Origin of the sequence: Bacillus sp. FSL K6-3154 (assembly GCF_040869395.1) — a bacterium.
GTDB lineage: Bacteria > Bacillota > Bacilli > Bacillales > Bacillaceae > Bacillus > Bacillus safensis.
Map to the genome: position 1 here is coordinate 1,879,897 of NZ_CP152033.1, position 17,987 is coordinate 1,897,883.

A 17,987-nucleotide genomic window follows, 5' to 3' on the forward strand; every position below is an offset into this window, starting at 1 on the left:
CCTCCATCCTTTGATAGATGGAGGTTTTTTCTGTGATTTAATAGATGAGATATTTTTTTCGCTTCTTTTCGAATGTTTTAAGGTCGTGATGATAGCGTTTCATAATTTGTTTGACGGAAGTCCCTTTATTGATTTCTTCTTTCATCCAGCCATTCCCGATGAGTTTGTCAAAGCTGCCTGTTTGAAGGAACTGAAAGTCATTAGGGTATAAATCATGTATTGCTTTGATAATAGATAACCCCGTTTTCACTGCTTCGAAGGATGAGCGGTCTGTGACGTATAACTGCACACCATGAGATAGTGTACCGGCATGTTTAGAAAATGTGGGGGTGAATGACACAGGTCTAAATTGAACGCCTTTTAGTTTTAGCTGATTTAAGTGATCTGCCAGCTCGCTGCTATTGATATATGGTGCACCAATGAGCTCGAATGGTTTTGTCGTTCCTCTGCCTTCAGAGACATTTGTGCCTTCAATTAATCCTGTGGCAGGATATACAAAGGTACTATCCACTGTTGGCATGTTAGGAGAAGGAAGGACGAACGGCAGCTTTGTATCATCGAATGTCATGGACCGCTTCCAATTTTTCATTTTGATGACTGTTACATCAGCATTGATATGAAACTCTTTGTTAAACAGTTTTGCAAGCTCACCAGTGGTCATTCCATGTCTTAATGGGATTGGATAGAGCCCTACAAATGAGGCGTGTTCAGGCTCTAAAACAGGTCCTTCTACTTTTAGTCCGCCAATGGGATTTGGGCGGTCTAGGACAACAAAGGGAATGTTGTTTTCTTTAGCGGCTTCCATCGCATAGGCCATTGTGTAAATATAGGTGTAATAACGAGCACCAACGTCTTGAATATCAAACAGCAGGACATCTACATTTTTCAGCATTTCAGGAGTTGGTTTTCTTGTTTTTCCATAAAGAGAGTAAACAGGAAGACCTGTTTTTTCATCGGTATAGGATTCGACGCCTTCTCCTGCTTGTGCATCGCCACGCACGCCGTGTTCAGGTCCATATAAAGCAGTGAGCTTGATATTTGGATGTTCAAATAGGAGATCGACACTGCTTTTCATATTTGCATCAATGCCAGTCGGGTTGGTAATGAGACCAACTCTTTTCCCTTTTAGCCATGAAAGGTTGTTTGAGAGAAGTGTTTCAATCCCTGTTTTGACTGCTGCTTTTTTTCCCTTTGTATCTGTTCGTTCTTCTGCGGGAGAGGCGGCGGTCAATGTGCTCATCATGAGAAAGCTTGCGAGTATGAAACTGACTGTTTTCTTCAAGAGAATCCCTCCTATTTGATCTGTTTCCCTTTCAAGTTGAGGCCATAGCCGAATGGGTAAAGGGTTTGATTTGGATGAGTGACAGATGGGATATCAACTGGCAGTTTCCCTTTAGATGATGCAGCTCCAAATATCACTTCTAGTCCAGCAGGAATATTTGGCTGATTGAATTGTCCGTTTGAGTAGCCTTTAAAACCGTACACAGCTAGTAAGGCATCGGCTTCTTCAAAATTTGCCGCATCATAAGGATTTCTAAGGCTCATGATGACCATTTTTTTGTTTTGTGCTGCTGCTTCTTTCATGACAGCACGAGGGAAGGCAGTAGCCCATTTTTTCGGATCCTGGACATTGTCATCAATTACGCCATCATTCACAGCTGGATCATTTTGGACAACGTAAGAGCCAGTGATGACATAGTCAGCTTCTTGAATCAGTTTGGCTGTATCTTTGGCGAACGTTTTATCCGCAAAAGCATATGACTGGATGCGTACAGGCTTGATCTTTTTTTGTTTCACGAGAGATTCGACTGTGACAGACATTGCTTTTGTCTGATCTTCGTAAGGTGCCATGACCACGATTTTGTCATTCTTTTTAGGCTTGAAAGGTAAGGTCTTTTTGTTGTTTTTAAGCAGGGTGATTCCTTCACGTGCCATTTTTTGTTCTGCTTTAAGGTGCGACTTTTTCCCGACGACTTGAGTGGCTTTTTTGATTTTTTTCTCAAGACTGATTGGTTTTTTGGAGGAAATAATGCCGCGTTTGATTTTCAATTGAAGAATTTTTTCGACAGATTCGTTAATCTGAGATATCGGAATCTCTTTCTTTAAAATCGCTTGTTTGACAGCATTGAATACATTCTCAAGGTTTTTCTCTGTTTTTAATGAGGTGACTGGTGCTGGCATGAGAGCGATGTCGACACCTGCTTTAATGGCCATCACTACGGCTTCTTCCTGTCCGAAATTATCTGCAATCGCTTTCATGTTTAGAGCGTCTGTCACAACAACACCGTGAAAGCCCATCTCTTCTTTTAATAAGTTTGTGATGACTTTTTTTGATAAGGTTGCTGGAACCATGATGTCCTCGCCATCTTTTTTGCTTCGATACGTTGTGTCATCAATGGCAGGAAATTGCACATGAGCGGTCATGACCATATCTGCACCAGCATTGATTGCTTGTTGGAACGGATACAGCTCAACCCTTTTTAAACGATCTAGGTCATGCTCTACGAGCGGCAAGCCGTAGTGACTATCGACGGCTGTATCACCATGTCCCGGGAAATGTTTTAGTGTGGAAATGGTCTTTTCCTTTTGAAGTCCTTTCATGGTTTGAAGGCCAAGTCTAGAGACAAGAGCAGGATCAGAGCTAAAGGAACGGACACCAATGACGGGGTTGTTTGGGTTATTATTCACATCAAGCACAGGAGAGAAGTTTGTATTGATGCCTAAGGCGTTTAATTCTTTTCCGATGATTTTTCCTGTGTCATATGCATTTTTTTTGCTTCTAGAGGCACCAATCGACATATTTCCTGGGAAATGTGTTCCCTTTTGTAACCTTGTGACGATTCCGCCTTCTTGATCAATGGAAATGAGTAAAGGAATGTTTGGTGATGCTTTTTGAAATTCATGGGTGAGTTTCACGGTTTGTTCCGTATCAACGACATTTTCGGCAAATAAGATGACACCGCCTAGATGATATTTTTCTACAAGATGAGATACTTCGTTATTCATCTTTGTGAAGCCTGTAGGTGTGGATTCATCTTTTGTTTGCCAATTGCGAAAGTCCGGCATGAGCATTTGACCTATCTTTTCATCCAGTGACATGTCTTGAACCATTTGTTTAGCGGTTGGCAGAGAGGCAGAGCTAACCTTTTCCGTTGGAATGGAAGAGGTTAGCAGGGCTAAAACCAGTGCAGCAGGGAAGAGAGCTTTCAACATCGAATTCCTCCTTTTACTGAAAAGATTCGTAGATTGCGGTCATGATGCTTCCATAAGTACCAGTTGGGAACAGGTCGCCTTCAAATTGATTAGGATTTGTTTCTGGTGAAACAACGGGTGAATGTTTCTTATTCGTCAGCAACACGACACCTAAATTGTGTTTAGGATCAATCAACGTCATTGTGCCGGTCCAGCCAGTATGCCCATAGGCTTCGTTACTTGCATATTTTCCAAACATCCATTCCATGTCAGTATGACCGTTTTTTCGCCAGCCTAGCCCGTAAGTTGGGTTCGTATCAGATGAGGCTGTAAAGAGATCGATAGAAGCCTGATCAAAAATGGTTGTTTTTCCATAGCCTCCTTTATTAAGCATCAGCTGAAGCAGCACGGCCATATCTGAGGTGTTCGAGAAAAGTCCAGCGTGGCCGGAGATACCTGCCATTGAGTAATATGCTTTCTCGTCGTGTACTTCACCTAGCAGGGTGTACCGTCGGATGTTTTCAAAATCGATGACACCGTCTCGTGAATTGCCTAAACGTTCAGTTGCTGCAAAATGCTTCGGCTTGAACCCTTTTTGCAGCGGATTGAACATTGTATGTTTGAGACCTAGCGGCCGATAAATTGTTGACTCGACATATTGATCAAGAGGCATGCCTGTTTTCTTCTCGATGATCATGCCTAGCAGCATGTAATCAATGTCACTATAAATGTGCTGGGTACCTGGCTTGTATTGCAGCGGTACCTTTGGCAGCCATTTCATCGTTGTTTTTCTGTCTTGAGAATAAAAAGAGCCAGCTGATTCTTTGCTATAAAATAAGACACTGGAAGGGAGACCCGCAGAATGGGTGAGAAGATCTTTTACCCGAAGCTGGTCTTTACCGGTTACCTTTGCATCAGGTTCATCCTGAAAATCTGGAAGGATGGTCTGTACTTTTTCGCTGACATCAAGTTTTTTCTCGTAGACAAGCTTTTGCAGGGCATAGTTGGTCGCATACATTTTTGTATTGGATGCCAAATCGAATAGTGTATCTTTTTTCATTTTTTTATACGATTTGAGTTCTGTTGTGCCATCATATTTTTGCCGGTAGCCATAGGCTTTTTGATGGACGATCTTTCCGTCCTTGATAATGATGAGAGCGGCTCCTGGAAATCCTGCTTTGATGTCATTTTGAATCATTTGATCAACCTTCCTCAGCTGCCTGGAAGAAACACCTACTTGTTCCGGTCGTTTTGCTTTTTTTAAGACGGGATATTCTTCATGAGCTGTTTTAGACAAAGACGATACAGGATGGGAGCTAGTTGCAAATGTTTGTACTGGTAACCCAAGGAGCATGAGCAGACATGTGATCAAAAGAAAACATTTCTTCAAGGTCTAGACCTCCTTATTGATTGTGATCCTCGAATTCAACAGCCATATCATCATGAAACCCAAATAAGTATGTGAAGAAAAATCCAGCAACATATGCGATGAATAGTCCAATTAAGTAAAGAAGCATTTGATGTGTGTGAACAATAAAGGTTAATGGAAGACCGGATACCCCGATGGCTTTCGTCGCAATTTGGAAGTAGGCTTGAAATGCGCCGCCGATTCCTGCACCAAGACAAGCGGTGAGAAATGGTCGTCCCAGCGGGAGTGTGACACCAAAAATGAGTGGTTCGCCAATGCCCAGCATCCCTGAAGGAAGTCCACCAGCAATGGCTCTTTTGAGCTTTTTCTTTTTTGTTTTCATATAAATGGCGAATGCAGCGCCGACCTGTCCTGCACCGCCCATAGCGAGAATTGGCAGAAGCGGGTCATCTCCAATTGAATTGATGAGTTCCATATGAATCGGTGTCAGCCCTTGGTGAAGTCCTGTTACAACAAGTGGGAGGAAGGTAGCACCAAGAACAAATCCTGCGAAAATTCCGCCCATATTCAATAGATAAGTCAGTCCTGAGGTTATGGCATCAGATATAAATCCGCCGACTGGCATGAAGACAACGTACGTGAAAATGCCTGTAATGAGTAGTGTGATGGTTGGTGTGACGATGATATCAAGTGATTGCGGGATGAAGCGTCTAATTCGGGTTTCCACAAGTGCCATAAAGATGGCGGCTAGAAGAACACCGATGAGTCCGCCTCTGCCTGGTAGAATATTTGTGCCAAATAACATAATGTCTGCGGAGGCTGGGTTAATAATGAGGATACCAGCTAATGCGCCTAATGCAGGAGAGCCTCCAAATTCCTTTGCGGCATTTGTTCCGACTAATATCCCGAGATAAGCGAAAAGTCCAGAACCGATAACCGTTAAAATAATCGCAGCTTGAGATTTTTCGTCAAGCCAGCCTGCTTGCACGATTGCTTTTGTTATCCCGGTAATCAGACCTGAGGCAACTAGTGCCGGAATAATTGGAATGAAAATGCTGGCAATCCGCCGTAAGAACAGCTTGAATGGTGTGCGATTCTTTTGTGAAATGGCTTGCTTGTTTTTTTGTGCTTCGTTGTTTAAATCATAAGAGCCAGAGGCATTTAGCAGCTCTTCAAACGCACTTGATACTTGGTTGACAACGCCAGTGCCTAAAATGATTTGAAGCGTTTCTGCTTCGACGACGCCAATGACGCCATCGAGTTCTTTGATTGCTGTGACGTGAACTTTTTCATTGTCCATCGGTGTAATTCGGAGCCTTGTCATACAATGTGTATGGGAAGAGATATTTTCAGAACCACCACAGAGTGAAAGAATGTCTTTCGCCAACTGCTGATATTTCTTTTGATGACTCATGTTGAATCCCCCTTTGATTTTCGTTTCATGGAGCGGATGGCATGTCTTGTTTTGTCAATATATTGGGCTGTCTCTTCATATTGACGAGAAGCTAAACTGAGGAACAAGACATCAATTAAGTAGAGCTGTGCCATTCTAGAGGAAGTGGCAGCACTGCGAAAAGGTGCTTCATTGGAACCGGACGTCGATAGGTGAACATCACATAAAGCAGAAACGCTTGTATGACCTGGATGTGTTAAAGCAATGGTTTTCACTTGATTGTCTTTTGCGAGCTGAAGGGCTTGAATGATGTCTAACGTTTCTCCTGAAAAGGAGATCCCAAACACAATGTCATTCTCACCCGCATTTGCAATGACCGTAGATGCAATGTGCATGTCAGTGAAGGCTGTGGCTGCATAGTTAATTCTGAGAAATTTCTGCTGGGCATCAGCTGCGACGATGCCAGATGCACCAACACCGATAAAATGAATTTGGTTTGCATGCAGCAGTAATTGAACAGCCTTTTCTAAAGCATCTGCATTTAAAATAGAAGCGGTGTCCTTAATCGATTGAATCGAGTTTCCTGCTGTTTTTTGAATAATGGATTGAAGCGGTTCATCTTGTTCGATATCTCTGTAGCCTTGTTTATCGTCATGTATCAAGTCTCCAGCGATCCGCATTTTTAAATCTTGATAGCCATCCAGCCCGAGAGATTTACAAAGGCGGATGACTGCAGAGCTGCTTGCGCCGGCTGCCTGACTAATTTCATGTACTGTGCTTTTAATGACTTTGTCAGGATGGGCAAGGATATAGTCTGCAATGATTTTTTCAGATTGGGGAAGCTTTGATTTGATTGTGTGTAGTAGGGTAAGTCCACCTGCTGACATGAGCTCTGCCTCCTTTAGGATTGATAACGTGAGATCGCTTTGTCAATATGGCCATTCGTTTTGTTGAGTAAATCTTTGGCTGTTTTCTTATCTGTATTTGTTTGGAGCATGACGATGGCCGTTTTGACTTCTAAGTCTGCTGCTTCAAGAGTCTTCACGGCTTGTTCGTAGGAAGCATTTGTCACATGTTGAATGATGGTGATGGCGCGTTCTTTTAATTTATGATTGCTGACTTTTACATCAACCATCAGGTTTTCATATACTTTGCCTTGTCTGATCATGACTGAGGTGGAAAGCATATTTAAAATCATTTTATGAGCGGATGCTGCTTTCATTCTTGTTGACCCAGTGATGGCTTCTGGTCCTACAATAACCTCAATGGCGCAATCTGCAAGCTCGCTAATTTCTGCTTGTTCATTGCAGCTGAGTGCTACTGTTTTAGCTCCAATTGACTTTGCGTAGTTTAAAGCGCCGATGATATAAGGTGTCCTGCCGCTTGCGGCAATACCGACGACTGTATCTTTTGATGTCAGGTGGATGTGTACTAAATCCTGTTTGCCGGCATCTTCACTGTCTTCCACATCTTCGGCAGCTTGAGAAAAAGCGGAGTCTCCGCCTGCCATGATGCCAACAATGACATCAGGTGAGACGCTATAGGTTGGCGGACATTCGACAGCATCCATTACGCCAATTCTGCCGCTTGTTCCGGCGCCTAAATAAACGAGTCGGCCTCCATTTGAGATGGATTCATAAGCAAAGTCACTTGCTGTTTTGACATGTGGAAGTACAAGGTTGACTGCTTGAGCGACCTTCATATCTTCTTCATTGATCATCTGGAGTATTTCAAGCGGATCTGCTTGAGAAATTCCCATTGTGTTTGGGTTTCTTGATTCTGTTGTCAAAGAACGCAGTTGAGATGGCTGCATGTGACATACCTCCTTATTTCTTCATTTTCAGTATATTGAGTATGATATGAAATTTCAATATTATATTTGAATATTGAAATTATATTTCAGTCAAATTGTTGAACGAATAGGGAGTAAATAGTTAGAAAATAAAAAAAATAAAAATCCCCTTTACAAAAGGGGGACAACCTGTATATAATAACTTTTGTCAGCTTCACGGAAACAACAAACTTGACAAACTGGCCCGTTGGTCAAGCGGTTAAGACACCGCCCTTTCACGGCGGTAACACGGGTTCGAATCCCGTACGGGTCACCATGATGTGGAGGATTAGCTCAGCTGGGAGAGCATCTGCCTTACAAGCAGAGGGTCGGCGGTTCGAGCCCGTCATCCTCCACCATATGCCGGTGTAGCTCAACTGGTAGAGCAACTGACTTGTAATCAGTAGGTTGGGGGTTCAAGTCCTCTTGCCGGCACTGTTTTTTCTTTATCAATTCCATATGTGGAGGGGTAGCGAAGTGGCTAAACGCGGCGGACTGTAAATCCGCTCCCTCCGGGTTCGGCGGTTCGAATCCGTCCCCCTCCACCATTTTTGGGCTATAGCCAAGCGGTAAGGCAACGGACTTTGACTCCGTCATGCGTTGGTTCGAATCCAGCTAGCCCAGTTAAGACACCTTTTTCAAAAAGGTGTCTTTTTTTTATGTTGGCAGAGGGACTGTATAACTATTCAAAATGTTGTCGAGTTGAGTCAGAAGGCATCAAGAAAGTAAAATATAAGCATGAACGGAAAGGGGATGTACATATGGGAGAGCAAAAGAAGGTCACGATTATTGGAGTTCCAATGGACTTGGGTCAAACGAGAAGGGGCGTCGATATGGGCCCGAGTGCGATTCGTTGTGCAGGCGTAAAAGAAAAATTGGAAACGCTCTCATTTGATGTAGAGGATCTTGGAGATATTCCAGTTGAACAAAGAGATGATGAGAAAGGTTTATATACAAGTGAAAAGCTGAAAAATTTGACGGAGAATGCTGGGGCAAATCAGCTGCTTGCTGAGAAGGTTGACAGTATTGTGCAATCTGGTTCGTTTCCGCTCATTTTAGGCGGTGATCACAGCATTGCGATTGGCACACTTGCTGGGGTAGCCAAGCATTATGAAAACTTAGGGGTCATTTGGTATGATGCACACGGGGATTTGAATACGGAGGAAACCTCTCCTTCTGGAAATATTCATGGCATGCCGCTTGCTGTCAGTCTCGGTTTTGGGCATGCTGATTTAACGAACATTGGCGGTTATTCGCCTAAATTGAAGCCTGAAAATGTCGTTATAATTGGTGCTCGATCTTTAGATGAAGGAGAGCGGGCATTGATTCGAGAGAAAGGCATTAAAGTGTATACGATGCATGAAATTGATCGTTTAGGGATGACAAGGGTGATGGAGGAAGCGATTGCGTATCTAAAGGAGAGAACAGATGGTGTCCATCTGTCGCTTGATTTAGATGGATTAGATCCAGCGGAATGCCCTGGTGTAGGTACTCCGGTAGCAGGGGGCATTAGTTACCGGGAGAGTCATCTCGCAATGGAGCTTTTAGAGGAGGCGGGTATTTTAACGTCTGCTGAATTTGTTGAAGTAAATCCGGTTTTAGATGAGAAAAACAAAACTGCTGAAGCGGCAGTTGCGTTAATTGGTTCATTAATGGGTGAAAAGCTATTGTAGAGCGGGACTTGTTCCCGTTCTTTTTTTGTTTTGGGAAAATTTAAGGATATGTTAAGGTTTTTACCGGTTGATAAGCGTAACACACTGTCAAAAATTTGTTACACTATTTTTTAGAGGAGAATGAAACCTTTTGGAAAGAGGTTCGTATACATAAAGACCGGTGAAGGCAGAGGTTGAATATACTATGGACACAATGATTAAAAAGAGAATTAAGCAAGTGAAAAAAGGCGACCAAAACGCATTTGCAGACATCGTAGACCTGTATAAAGACAAAATTTATCAGCTGTGCTACCGTATGCTTGGGAATGCACATGAAGCGGAGGATATTGCGCAGGAGGCGTTTATTCGTGCTTATGTGAATATCGAAAGCTTTGATGTGAATCGCAAGTTTTCCACGTGGCTGTACCGCATTGCAACCAACCTGACCATCGACCGTATTCGCAAAAAAAAGCCGGATTATTATTTAGATGCAGAGGTGGCAGGAACAGAAGGATTAAATATGTATTCTCAAATTGCTGCTGATGGCATTTTGCCAGAGGATGAGGTGGTGTCTCTTGAATTATCGAGTACCATTCAGCAAAAAATTTTAAGATTACCCGACAAATATCGTTCGGTCATCGTATTAAAGTATATTGATGAACTCTCTTTAAAAGAAATTAGTGAGATTCTGAATATACCAGTTGGTACGGTGAAAACGAGAATACACAGGGGTAGAGAGGCTCTCCGGAAACAGTTGAGAGACCTTTGAGTGAGGTGATTTTGATGAGCTGTCAGGATAGAATCGTCCAGCTTATGCATCAGTATTTAGACGGGGACATTGAGCCCCAAGACGAAAAAGAATTAAAAAGCCATCTGCAATCGTGTGAGGAGTGCCGTACTCATTTTCAACAAATTGAGAAATCCATCGCGCTAGTGCAGAGTACATCTCATATAGAAGCACCATCTGATTTCACTGCAAAGGTGATGGCAGGTCTTCCAAAGGAGAAAAAGCGTGTGTCGGTTCAAAGATGGATTAAAGCTCACCCGCTGATGGTAGCCGCTGCCCTCTTTCTCATTTTAATGGGAGGCAGTCTGTTTACGAGCTGGAATACCGATCATAATTTCAGTGTGTCAAAGCAGCCGAATCTCGTCGTTGAAAATGATACAGTGACCGTACCTAAAGGGGAAACCGTAAAGGGTGATGTCACTGTCAAAAATGGCAAGCTGATTGTAGAAGGCAAGGTTGATGGAAATGTCACCGTCGTCAATGGGGAACAGTTGACTGCTTCTGCCGGACAAGTCACTGGTCAAATTAATGAAATTAATGAAGTATTTGATTGGATCTGGTACAAAATGAAATCAACAGCACAAAACGTAATGCGGGTCATTGGGCCAGAGGAGCAAAAGTAACTCAATCGGCTTAAAGAGCAGTCTCTAAGGGGGCTGCTCTTTTTCTATACATTGGTGGGATTCACGCATACTAGCAACTTAGCCAGATATGGCAACTATTTTCCTTGCTGAAACAAAATGTGGTATAATAGCCACGCTATGTATTGATACATAGGCTATTTTTATATTAAAAAATGCATCAAACGAAGAATAACTGAAAATTCTGGAGGACGAGGAAATGGCTTTAGGGGATATTCCTTTTTTGCAGTACCTCGGTAATGCTGTTGATATTCTCGTTGTTTGGTATGTGATATATAAATTAATGATGGTCATCCGCGGAACAAAAGCGGTTCAGCTTTTAAAGGGAATTGTGGTCATTGTTCTCGTCAGGATGGGAAGTGCGTATCTCGGTCTTAACACACTTCAATGGCTGATGGATCAAGCGATTACGTGGGGATTCCTTGCGATCATTATTATTTTTCAGCCAGAGCTAAGGAGAGCGCTTGAGCAGCTTGGGCGCGGCCGTTTCTTCTCAAGAAGCGGGACACCTGTAGAGGAACAGCAGCAGAAAACGATCGAGGCAATTACAAAAGCAATTAACTATATGGCGAAACGCAGAATCGGCGCACTGCTGACAATTGAGCGCGATACCGGAATGAATGATTACATAGAGACAGGAATTCCTTTGAATGCAAAGGTGAGTTCAGAGCTGCTCATTAATATTTTCATTCCGAATACACCGCTTCATGACGGTGCTGTCATTATGAAGCGGGATGAGATTGCAGCTGCAGCTTGCTATTTACCGCTATCAGAAAGCCCTTTTATCTCTAAGGAGCTGGGGACGCGTCATAGGGCGGCAGTCGGAATTAGTGAAGTGACAGACAGCTTAACTGTCATCGTTTCTGAGGAAACTGGCGGTATTTCTGTCGCAAGGAATGGTGATCTCCACCGAGAATTGACAGAAGAAGCGCTTGAAGAAATGCTGATTGCTGAATTTAGTAAGAACAGCAAAGATGCTTCCTCGACCAAATGGTATTGGAGGGGCAAGAAAAATGGATAAGATTTTGAATAATCGCTGGGCCGTTAAGCTTCTTGCATTGGTCTTCGCTTTATTGCTGTATGGTGCAGTCAATTCAGCGCAAGCGCCCACGCCGAAAAAAATCGGTGAATCCTTTTTCCCAACATCGACGACAGATGAAGCAACTTTAACCGACATTCCTGTTAAAGCGTATTATGATGACGAGAAGTACGTCGTCACTGGTGTGCCGCAGACAGTCAATGTCACGATTAAAGGATCAACTAGTGCTGTGAAAACAGCAAGACAAACAAAGAATTTTGAAATTTACGCAGACATGCAGAACTTATCGACAGGTACACATAAAGTGGAGCTGAAGGCAAGAGATGTATCAAAGGGACTCACACTATCGATTAATCCATCTGTGACGACTGTAACGATACAAGAAAAAACGACAGCTGAATTTCCTGTTGAAACCGAGTTTTATAATCAAAATAAAATCAAAGACGGCTATTCACCTGAACAGCCCATTGTGAATCCGAAAAAGGTCACAGTTACTGGATCAAAGGACGTCATCGACAAAATTTCTGTCATTAAAGCTTTTGTGAACTTAGAAGATGTCGATCAGCAAATTGAAAAAGAGGCGAAGCTCACTGTGTATGATAGCAGCGGGAATGAGCTGCCAGTTGAAGTAAGTCCGTCCGTGGTGGATATTACGGTCCCAATCTCGAGTCCAAGCAAAAAGGTCCCTTTTAAAATTGAGCGGACGGGCAGCTTGCCAGAAGGGATCAGCATCTCAAGCATTGAGACAAGCCCGAGTGAGGTCACAGTGTACGGCTCTCAAAAGGTGCTGGATGCCCTTGATTTTATTGATGGCGTCAAGCTGGACCTAAGCAAGATCAAAGATGATACGGAGATTGATGCCGATATTCCCATGCCAGATGGTGTGAAAAAGGTATCACCCGAAACCGTTAAGATCAAAGTGAAGGTTGCAACAGCTGAAGAAAAAAAGATCGATAATGTACCGATTTCTGTCGTGGGTTTGAGCAAGGATCTCACATCTGATTTTGTGAGCCCATCTTCTGGACGGATCACGTTAACAGCAAAGGGATCAAAGAGTGCGATTGATAAACTAAAGGCTTCAGATGTTGAAGCCTATATCAATGCAGGGGACTTGAACGAAGGAACCCATGAGGTCAAAGTTCAAGTAAATGGTCCTCAAAATGTGACTTGGACATTATCGAGATCAAAGGTCAAAGTGAAACTCACTTCTACTGATACAGAGGATCAGCCGGCTTCGACGAATGATCGGAAGGATCAAAAAGATCAACAAGATCCATCCACTGATGACGATGATCAGGGTGAGAAGAGTAAAGAAGAATCCACGCAAGATAAAGCAAAGAAAGAATCGAGTCAAAGACAGCGGGTCAAAGAAGATAAAAAAGAGGACGATGCGTCCTCTTGAATGGTAAAAAAGGAGCGATTGAAACATGGGCAAGTACTTTGGAACTGATGGTGTAAGGGGTGTAGCGAATAGCGAATTAACGCCAGAGCTCGCATTTAAAGTTGGGAGATTTGGCGGCTATGTGCTCACGAAGGATAAAGAACGTCCAAAGGTACTCGTTGGTCGAGACACACGTGTATCTGGTCATATGTTAGAAGGAGCGCTTGTTGCAGGCTTACTTTCAATTGGAGCTGAAGTGATGCGTCTAGGTGTGATCTCAACACCTGGTGTGTCTTATTTAACGAAGGCAATGGATGCTGAAGCGGGTGTCATGATTTCTGCTTCACACAATCCAGTTCAAGACAACGGCATTAAATTCTTCGGCGGTGACGGCTTTAAGCTGTCAGATGAACAGGAAAACGAAATTGAGCAGCTGATGGATCAGCCAGTCGATCAATTACCACGCCCAGTTGGAGCCGATCTTGGAACGGTGAACGACTACTTTGAAGGCGGTCAGAAATACTTGCAATTCTTAAAGCAGACAGCGGACGAGGATTTCACAGGTATTCACGTGGCGCTTGACTGTGCACATGGTGCAACCTCTTCTCTAGCGACACATTTATTTGCAGATTTAGATGCTGATGTGTCCACAATGGGAACATCTCCAAACGGATTGAATATCAATGATGGTGTAGGCTCCACTCATCCAGAAGCACTTTCTGCTTTTGTGAAGGAGAAGGGTGCAGATATTGGTCTTGCGTTTGATGGTGACGGTGACCGTTTAATTGCAGTCGATGAAAAAGGTGATATCGTAGACGGCGATCAAATTATGTACATATGTGCACGTTATTTGAAGGATGAAGGCCGATTAAAGGATGACACCGTCGTGTCAACGGTTATGAGTAACCTTGGTTTCTATAAAGCGCTTGAGAAGCAAGGCATTAAGAGCATTCAAACTGCTGTTGGTGACCGCTATGTGGTTGAAGCGATGAAAAAAGACGGCTATAATGTCGGCGGCGAGCAGTCAGGTCATTTGATTTTCCTTGATTATAATACGACAGGTGATGGCATGCTTTCTGCGATCATGCTTGTGAATACGCTCAAAGCGACAGGGAAAACATTATCAGAGCTTGCAGCGGAAATGGAAAAGTTCCCGCAGCTTTTAGTGAATGTGAAAGTGTCTGATAAATATAAAGTAGAAGAAAATGAAAAAGTAAAATCGGTGATCCAAGAGGTCGAAAAAGAGATGAATGGTGACGGCCGTATCCTAGTTCGTCCTTCGGGGACAGAGCCGCTTGTACGTGTCATGGCAGAGGCGAAAACAAAAGAGCTGTGTAATGAATATGTGGCTCGAATTACAGCTGTTGTGAAAGAAGAAATGGGTATTGAGTAATAGGTGAAGGCAAACCGCTGGCAGCGGTTTGCTTTTTTTTGAATAAACGACATAATTGGATGGATCTATACGAATGATATAAGTGAGGGCAACTTGAAGCTGCCTTCATACATAGGAGAGCACATCAAAGGTAGAACGTGACAAGCCTCATAGCATATAGTGTATGGAGGTCTCACTTTCTCAAATGAAGGGGATCACCCGCTAAATTGTGATTGACGGAGGTCAGACCTTATAGTACAATCATCCTTGTGTTACTGGATTTTTATTCTATCAGGAAAGGCAGGGTAGATGTTCAGAAACTCTCTTATAATTATAGCGCCCGAACTAAGCGATCGGACGAAAGATGCTTAGTTGACGAGGATGGAGGTTATCGAATTTTCGGCGGATGCCTCCCGGCTGATCAAAAAAAGAGATCACAGCCGTAAGTGTTTCTTTAAACCAAAGAGGTGACTCTTTGTACAAAGGGAATACACATGATCTCCCAAAATAAACATGTAGAGAGGGACGAAGAAATGTCCCTTCTATTTTAGTAGGCTTTCTTTGTCCCTTTCACATGATCGGGAGGAAGAATATTTATGTGTGGAATCGTAGGTTATATTGGTCAGAATGATGCGAAGGAAATCTTATTAAAAGGTTTAGAGAAGCTTGAGTACCGCGGGTATGACTCAGCAGGTATCGCTGTGGCAAACGAAGATGGCGTGCATGTGTTCAAAGAAAAAGGACGTATCGCTGAGCTTCGTGAAGTCGTGGATGCAAACGTAGCATCTTCAGCAGGAATCGGACATACACGCTGGGCAACTCACGGTGTACCAAGCCATCTAAATGCGCATCCGCATCAAAGTGCTTCTGGCCGTTTTACGCTTGTTCATAACGGTGTCATTGAGAACTATGTACAATTGACACGCGAATATTTACAAGACGTCACACTAAAAAGCGACACAGATACAGAGGTTGTTGTTCAAGTCATCGAACAATTTGTCAGCAGAGGTCTTGATACAGAAGAAGCTTTCCGTCAAACGCTTCTTCAACTAAAAGGCTCTTACGCGATTGCCCTTTTCGATAACGAAAACAAAGAAACAATCTATGTGGCGAAAAACAAAAGCCCATTATTGGTTGGTTTCGGCGAAGGATTCAACGTTGTGGCTTCTGACGCAATGGCGATGCTTCAAGTAACAAACGAATATGCGGAATTAATGGATAAAGAAATGGTCATTGTCACAAAAGACGAGGTCATCATTAAAAACCTTGACGGTGATATCATGACACGTCCTTCTTATATCGCTGAGCTTGATGCAAGCGACATTGAGAAAGGCACATATCCTCACTACATGTTAAAAGAAACGGATGAACAGCCGCTTGTTATGCGCAAAATCATCCAAGAATATCAAGACGAAAACGGCAAACTGTCAGTCGCTGGCGATATCGCAAGCGCAGTAGCAGAAGCAGACCGCATTTACATTGTGGCTTGCGGAACGAGCTACCATGCTGGACTTGTCGGTAAACAATACATTGAAGACTGGGCAAAAGTACCTGTAGAAGTCCATGTAGCAAGTGAATTTTCTTACAACATGCCGCTTCTATCGAAAAAGCCGCTGTTCATCTTCCTTTCTCAATCTGGAGAGACTGCGGACAGCCGTGCTGTACTTGTTCAAGTCAAAGAGCTTGGTCATAAAGCATTAACGATCACAAACGTACCAGGATCTACGCTTTCTCGTGAAGCGGACTTCACATTGCTTCTTCATGCAGGACCAGAAATCGCAGTGGCTTCAACAAAAGCCTACACAGCACAAATCGCTGTCCTTGCAATCCTTGCATCTGTTGCAGCTGAATTAAACGGTCAATCTCTTGACTTTGATCTTGTGAAAGAGCTTGGTATTGTAGCAAACGCAATGGAAGCCCTTGTCGATCAAAAGGATGAAATGGAACAAATCGCTCGTGACTTCTTCACAGTGACACGTAACGCATTCTTTATCGGAAGAGGACTTGACTACTATGTGTGCCTTGAAGGTTCACTAAAACTAAAAGAGATCTCTTACATCCAAGCAGAAGGCTTTGCTGGCGGAGAACTCAAACACGGCACAATTGCTTTAATTGAAGAAGGCACACCGGTCATTGCCCTTGCAACACAAGAGCACGTGAACCTCAGCATTCGCGGTAACGTCAAAGAAGTCGTTGCACGCGGAGCAAACCCATGTGTCATCTCACTAAAAGGCCTAGAAGACGAAGGCGACCGTTTCGTCCTTCCAGCTGTACACCCAGCACTTGCACCACTTGCATCTGTTGTCCCATTACAGCTAATCGCTTACTATGCAGCACTTCACCGCGGGTGTGATGTGGATAAACCACGTAACCTTGCGAAGAGTGTGACGGTGGAGTAGGTTTAAATAAAATCGGATTTTTGATACCCCTTTAGATATCGTTTCTAAAGGGGTATTTTTGTTTCATTAGAACTGGAACGTACGAAGATTTTTGATTAAGGGTACAATATTAGAAGATTTACATGGGTTATAATGTGCTAAGTACATTATAAATAGAATGCCAAACGCACCTTGCGCAGGTAATACAGGTTAAATAATAAAGAAAGAGAGCAGACACATGACCAAACCTAAAATTTACACAATGAGCTTTGCAAAAGTCTATCCTCTCTACATCGCAAAGGCAGAGAGAAAAGGACGAACAAAGGCTGAAGTCGATACGATTATTTGTTGGTTAACAGGGTACAGTCCAGAAGAGTTGCAGGAACAGGTGGATAAAAATACAGATATAGAAACATTTTTTGCCGAGGCTCCTGAGCTTCATCCTTCCCGCAGTTTAATTAAAGGAGTCATCTGTGGTGTACGGGTAGAGGACATTGAGGAAGAAACCATGAAGAACATTCGTTATCTAGATAAGCTGATTGATGAGTTAGCGAAAGGAAAGAAGATGGAAAAGATTTTACGAGGTACATCATGAGAATAACAAGCAAGCCCAGTGAACTAACCTTCACTGGGCTTTTTTATATTTATAGATCATTCGACCAATAAAAATAAAATCCATTTGAACGAATTCACTCTTCATGTCGTCAAAAGAAGTAATACCAAAACGAATTGGCGTTTGGAAAGGGAGTGGCGTGGATGGATATGAAGATGATATTACCTCTTATTTTGCTGCAAGCGATTTTGATGGTGATTGGTTTGTTTGATTTGCTGAAAAGAGATCCATCGAGGATCAGAGGAGAGGTGAAGTGGATTTGGGCGTTGGTGATCGTGTTTGTGGCGAGTGTCGGTCCTATTGTCTATTTGATTTTTGGTCGTAAATCATCTTAAAAGG

At 43.1% G+C, this 17,987-nt stretch carries 15 protein-coding genes and 5 tRNA genes; 14 read left to right on the top strand and 6 right to left on the bottom strand.

The features are described 5' to 3' along the window. Positions 1-37: 37 nt before the first annotated feature. The 6 genes from MHH61_RS09860 to murQ are packed head-to-tail and all read right to left on the bottom strand — an operon-like array spanning position 38 to position 7,767. Complete coding sequence (locus tag MHH61_RS09860; protein WP_125587507.1) at positions 38-1,282, bottom strand: exo-beta-N-acetylmuramidase NamZ domain-containing protein; 1,245 nt, start codon at positions 1,280-1,282, stop codon at positions 38-40. Between the two features lie 11 nt (positions 1,283-1,293). Continuing rightward, the gene (locus MHH61_RS09865; protein WP_125587506.1) at positions 1,294-3,213 is read right to left on the bottom strand and encodes a glycoside hydrolase family 3 protein; all 1,920 of its coding nucleotides are present in this window, start codon (positions 3,211-3,213) and stop codon (positions 1,294-1,296) included. A gap of 13 nt (positions 3,214-3,226) precedes the next feature. Then, entirely contained in the window at positions 3,227-4,582 is a 1,356-nt protein-coding gene (gene pbp4b / locus MHH61_RS09870; RefSeq protein ID WP_120208542.1) for a penicillin binding protein PBP4B, read from the bottom strand. A 13-nt stretch (positions 4,583-4,595) separates the two neighbouring features. Next, positions 4,596-5,975: a PTS transporter subunit EIIC gene (locus MHH61_RS09875; protein ID WP_025093531.1), complete on the bottom strand. Its 1,380-nt coding sequence runs from the start codon at positions 5,973-5,975 to the stop codon at positions 4,596-4,598. Further along, positions 5,972-6,841 (bottom strand): MurR/RpiR family transcriptional regulator, encoded by an 870-nt coding sequence (locus tag MHH61_RS09880; RefSeq protein ID WP_024427487.1) that lies wholly within the window; start codon positions 6,839-6,841, stop codon positions 5,972-5,974. The genes MHH61_RS09875 and MHH61_RS09880 overlap by 4 nt, the downstream gene beginning before the upstream one ends. A gap of 14 nt (positions 6,842-6,855) precedes the next feature. Further along, positions 6,856-7,767: an N-acetylmuramic acid 6-phosphate etherase gene (murQ, locus tag MHH61_RS09885; RefSeq protein WP_024424451.1), complete on the bottom strand. Its 912-nt coding sequence runs from the start codon at positions 7,765-7,767 to the stop codon at positions 6,856-6,858. Between the two features lie 220 nt (positions 7,768-7,987). Here murQ and MHH61_RS09890 point away from each other — a divergent pair. The 14 genes from MHH61_RS09890 (at position 7,988) to MHH61_RS09955 (ending at position 17,983) form a co-directional block, all read left to right on the top strand. Then, positions 7,988-8,062, top strand: a tRNA-Glu gene (locus MHH61_RS09890). A gap of 6 nt (positions 8,063-8,068) precedes the next feature. Beyond that, positions 8,069-8,144: transfer RNA gene (locus MHH61_RS09895), tRNA-Val, on the top strand. Positions 8,145-8,147: 3 nt separating this feature from the next. Continuing rightward, positions 8,148-8,220 (top strand) — tRNA-Thr (locus MHH61_RS09900). 28 nt (positions 8,221-8,248) lie between these two features. After that, a tRNA-Tyr gene (locus MHH61_RS09905) sits at positions 8,249-8,333 on the top strand. A gap of 4 nt (positions 8,334-8,337) precedes the next feature. Then, a tRNA-Gln gene (locus MHH61_RS09910) sits at positions 8,338-8,409 on the top strand. A gap of 137 nt (positions 8,410-8,546) precedes the next feature. Then, the gene (gene rocF / locus MHH61_RS09915) at positions 8,547-9,458 is read left to right on the top strand and encodes an arginase (protein ID WP_024424450.1); all 912 of its coding nucleotides are present in this window, start codon (positions 8,547-8,549) and stop codon (positions 9,456-9,458) included. 184 nt (positions 9,459-9,642) lie between these two features. Next, positions 9,643-10,206 carry an RNA polymerase sigma factor SigW gene (sigW, locus tag MHH61_RS09920; RefSeq protein ID WP_024424449.1) on the top strand — a complete coding sequence of 188 codons (564 nt, stop codon included), beginning with the start codon at positions 9,643-9,645 and terminating at the stop codon, positions 10,204-10,206. Positions 10,207-10,220: 14 nt separating this feature from the next. Then, positions 10,221-10,847, top strand: coding sequence for an anti-sigma-W factor RsiW (rsiW, locus tag MHH61_RS09925; protein WP_024424448.1), 627 nt, complete (start codon positions 10,221-10,223; stop codon positions 10,845-10,847). A 217-nt stretch (positions 10,848-11,064) separates the two neighbouring features. Further along, positions 11,065-11,886, top strand: coding sequence for a diadenylate cyclase CdaA (gene cdaA, locus MHH61_RS09930; protein WP_008344027.1), 822 nt, complete (start codon positions 11,065-11,067; stop codon positions 11,884-11,886). Beyond that, positions 11,879-13,306, top strand: a complete 1,428-nt coding sequence (locus tag MHH61_RS09935; protein ID WP_125587505.1) for a YbbR-like domain-containing protein — start codon at positions 11,879-11,881, stop codon at positions 13,304-13,306. The genes cdaA and MHH61_RS09935 overlap by 8 nt, the downstream gene beginning before the upstream one ends. A gap of 25 nt (positions 13,307-13,331) precedes the next feature. Continuing rightward, a complete protein-coding gene (gene glmM / locus MHH61_RS09940; protein ID WP_024424446.1) occupies positions 13,332-14,678 on the top strand; it encodes a phosphoglucosamine mutase in 1,347 nt (448 codons plus the stop codon). Between the two features lie 575 nt (positions 14,679-15,253). Then, positions 15,254-17,056: a glutamine--fructose-6-phosphate transaminase (isomerizing) gene (glmS, locus tag MHH61_RS09945; protein WP_034621707.1), complete on the top strand. Its 1,803-nt coding sequence runs from the start codon at positions 15,254-15,256 to the stop codon at positions 17,054-17,056. Between the two features lie 217 nt (positions 17,057-17,273). After that, a complete protein-coding gene (locus tag MHH61_RS09950; protein ID WP_125587504.1) occupies positions 17,274-17,630 on the top strand; it encodes a DUF2200 domain-containing protein in 357 nt (118 codons plus the stop codon). 161 nt (positions 17,631-17,791) lie between these two features. Continuing rightward, entirely contained in the window at positions 17,792-17,983 is a 192-nt protein-coding gene (locus MHH61_RS09955; RefSeq protein ID WP_034621703.1) for a PLD nuclease N-terminal domain-containing protein, read from the top strand. Positions 17,984-17,987 lie beyond the last annotated feature (4 nt).

What these genes read in the sequence shown, in the direction of transcription:
- MHH61_RS09865 (WP_125587506.1), bottom strand. Translation starts at nt 3,213, where the DNA reads ATGTTGAAAGCTCTCTTCCCTGCTGCACTGGTTTTAGCCCTGCTAACC.
- MHH61_RS09875 (WP_025093531.1), bottom strand. Translation starts at nt 5,975, where the DNA reads ATGAGTCATCAAAAGAAATATCAGCAGTTGGCGAAAGACATTCTTTCA.
- MHH61_RS09880 (WP_024427487.1), bottom strand. Translation starts at nt 6,841, where the DNA reads ATGTCAGCAGGTGGACTTACCCTACTACACACAATCAAATCAAAGCTT.
- murQ (WP_024424451.1), bottom strand. Translation starts at nt 7,767, where the DNA reads ATGCAGCCATCTCAACTGCGTTCTTTGACAACAGAATCAAGAAACCCA.
- rocF (WP_024424450.1), top strand. Translation starts at nt 8,547, where the DNA reads ATGGGAGAGCAAAAGAAGGTCACGATTATTGGAGTTCCAATGGACTTG.
- sigW (WP_024424449.1), top strand. Translation starts at nt 9,643, where the DNA reads ATGGACACAATGATTAAAAAGAGAATTAAGCAAGTGAAAAAAGGCGAC.
- rsiW (WP_024424448.1), top strand. Translation starts at nt 10,221, where the DNA reads ATGAGCTGTCAGGATAGAATCGTCCAGCTTATGCATCAGTATTTAGAC.
- cdaA (WP_008344027.1), top strand. Translation starts at nt 11,065, where the DNA reads ATGGCTTTAGGGGATATTCCTTTTTTGCAGTACCTCGGTAATGCTGTT.
- MHH61_RS09935 (WP_125587505.1), top strand. Translation starts at nt 11,879, where the DNA reads ATGGATAAGATTTTGAATAATCGCTGGGCCGTTAAGCTTCTTGCATTG.
- glmM (WP_024424446.1), top strand. Translation starts at nt 13,332, where the DNA reads ATGGGCAAGTACTTTGGAACTGATGGTGTAAGGGGTGTAGCGAATAGC.
- glmS (WP_034621707.1), top strand. Translation starts at nt 15,254, where the DNA reads ATGTGTGGAATCGTAGGTTATATTGGTCAGAATGATGCGAAGGAAATC.
- MHH61_RS09950 (WP_125587504.1), top strand. Translation starts at nt 17,274, where the DNA reads ATGACCAAACCTAAAATTTACACAATGAGCTTTGCAAAAGTCTATCCT.
- MHH61_RS09955 (WP_034621703.1), top strand. Translation starts at nt 17,792, where the DNA reads ATGGATATGAAGATGATATTACCTCTTATTTTGCTGCAAGCGATTTTG.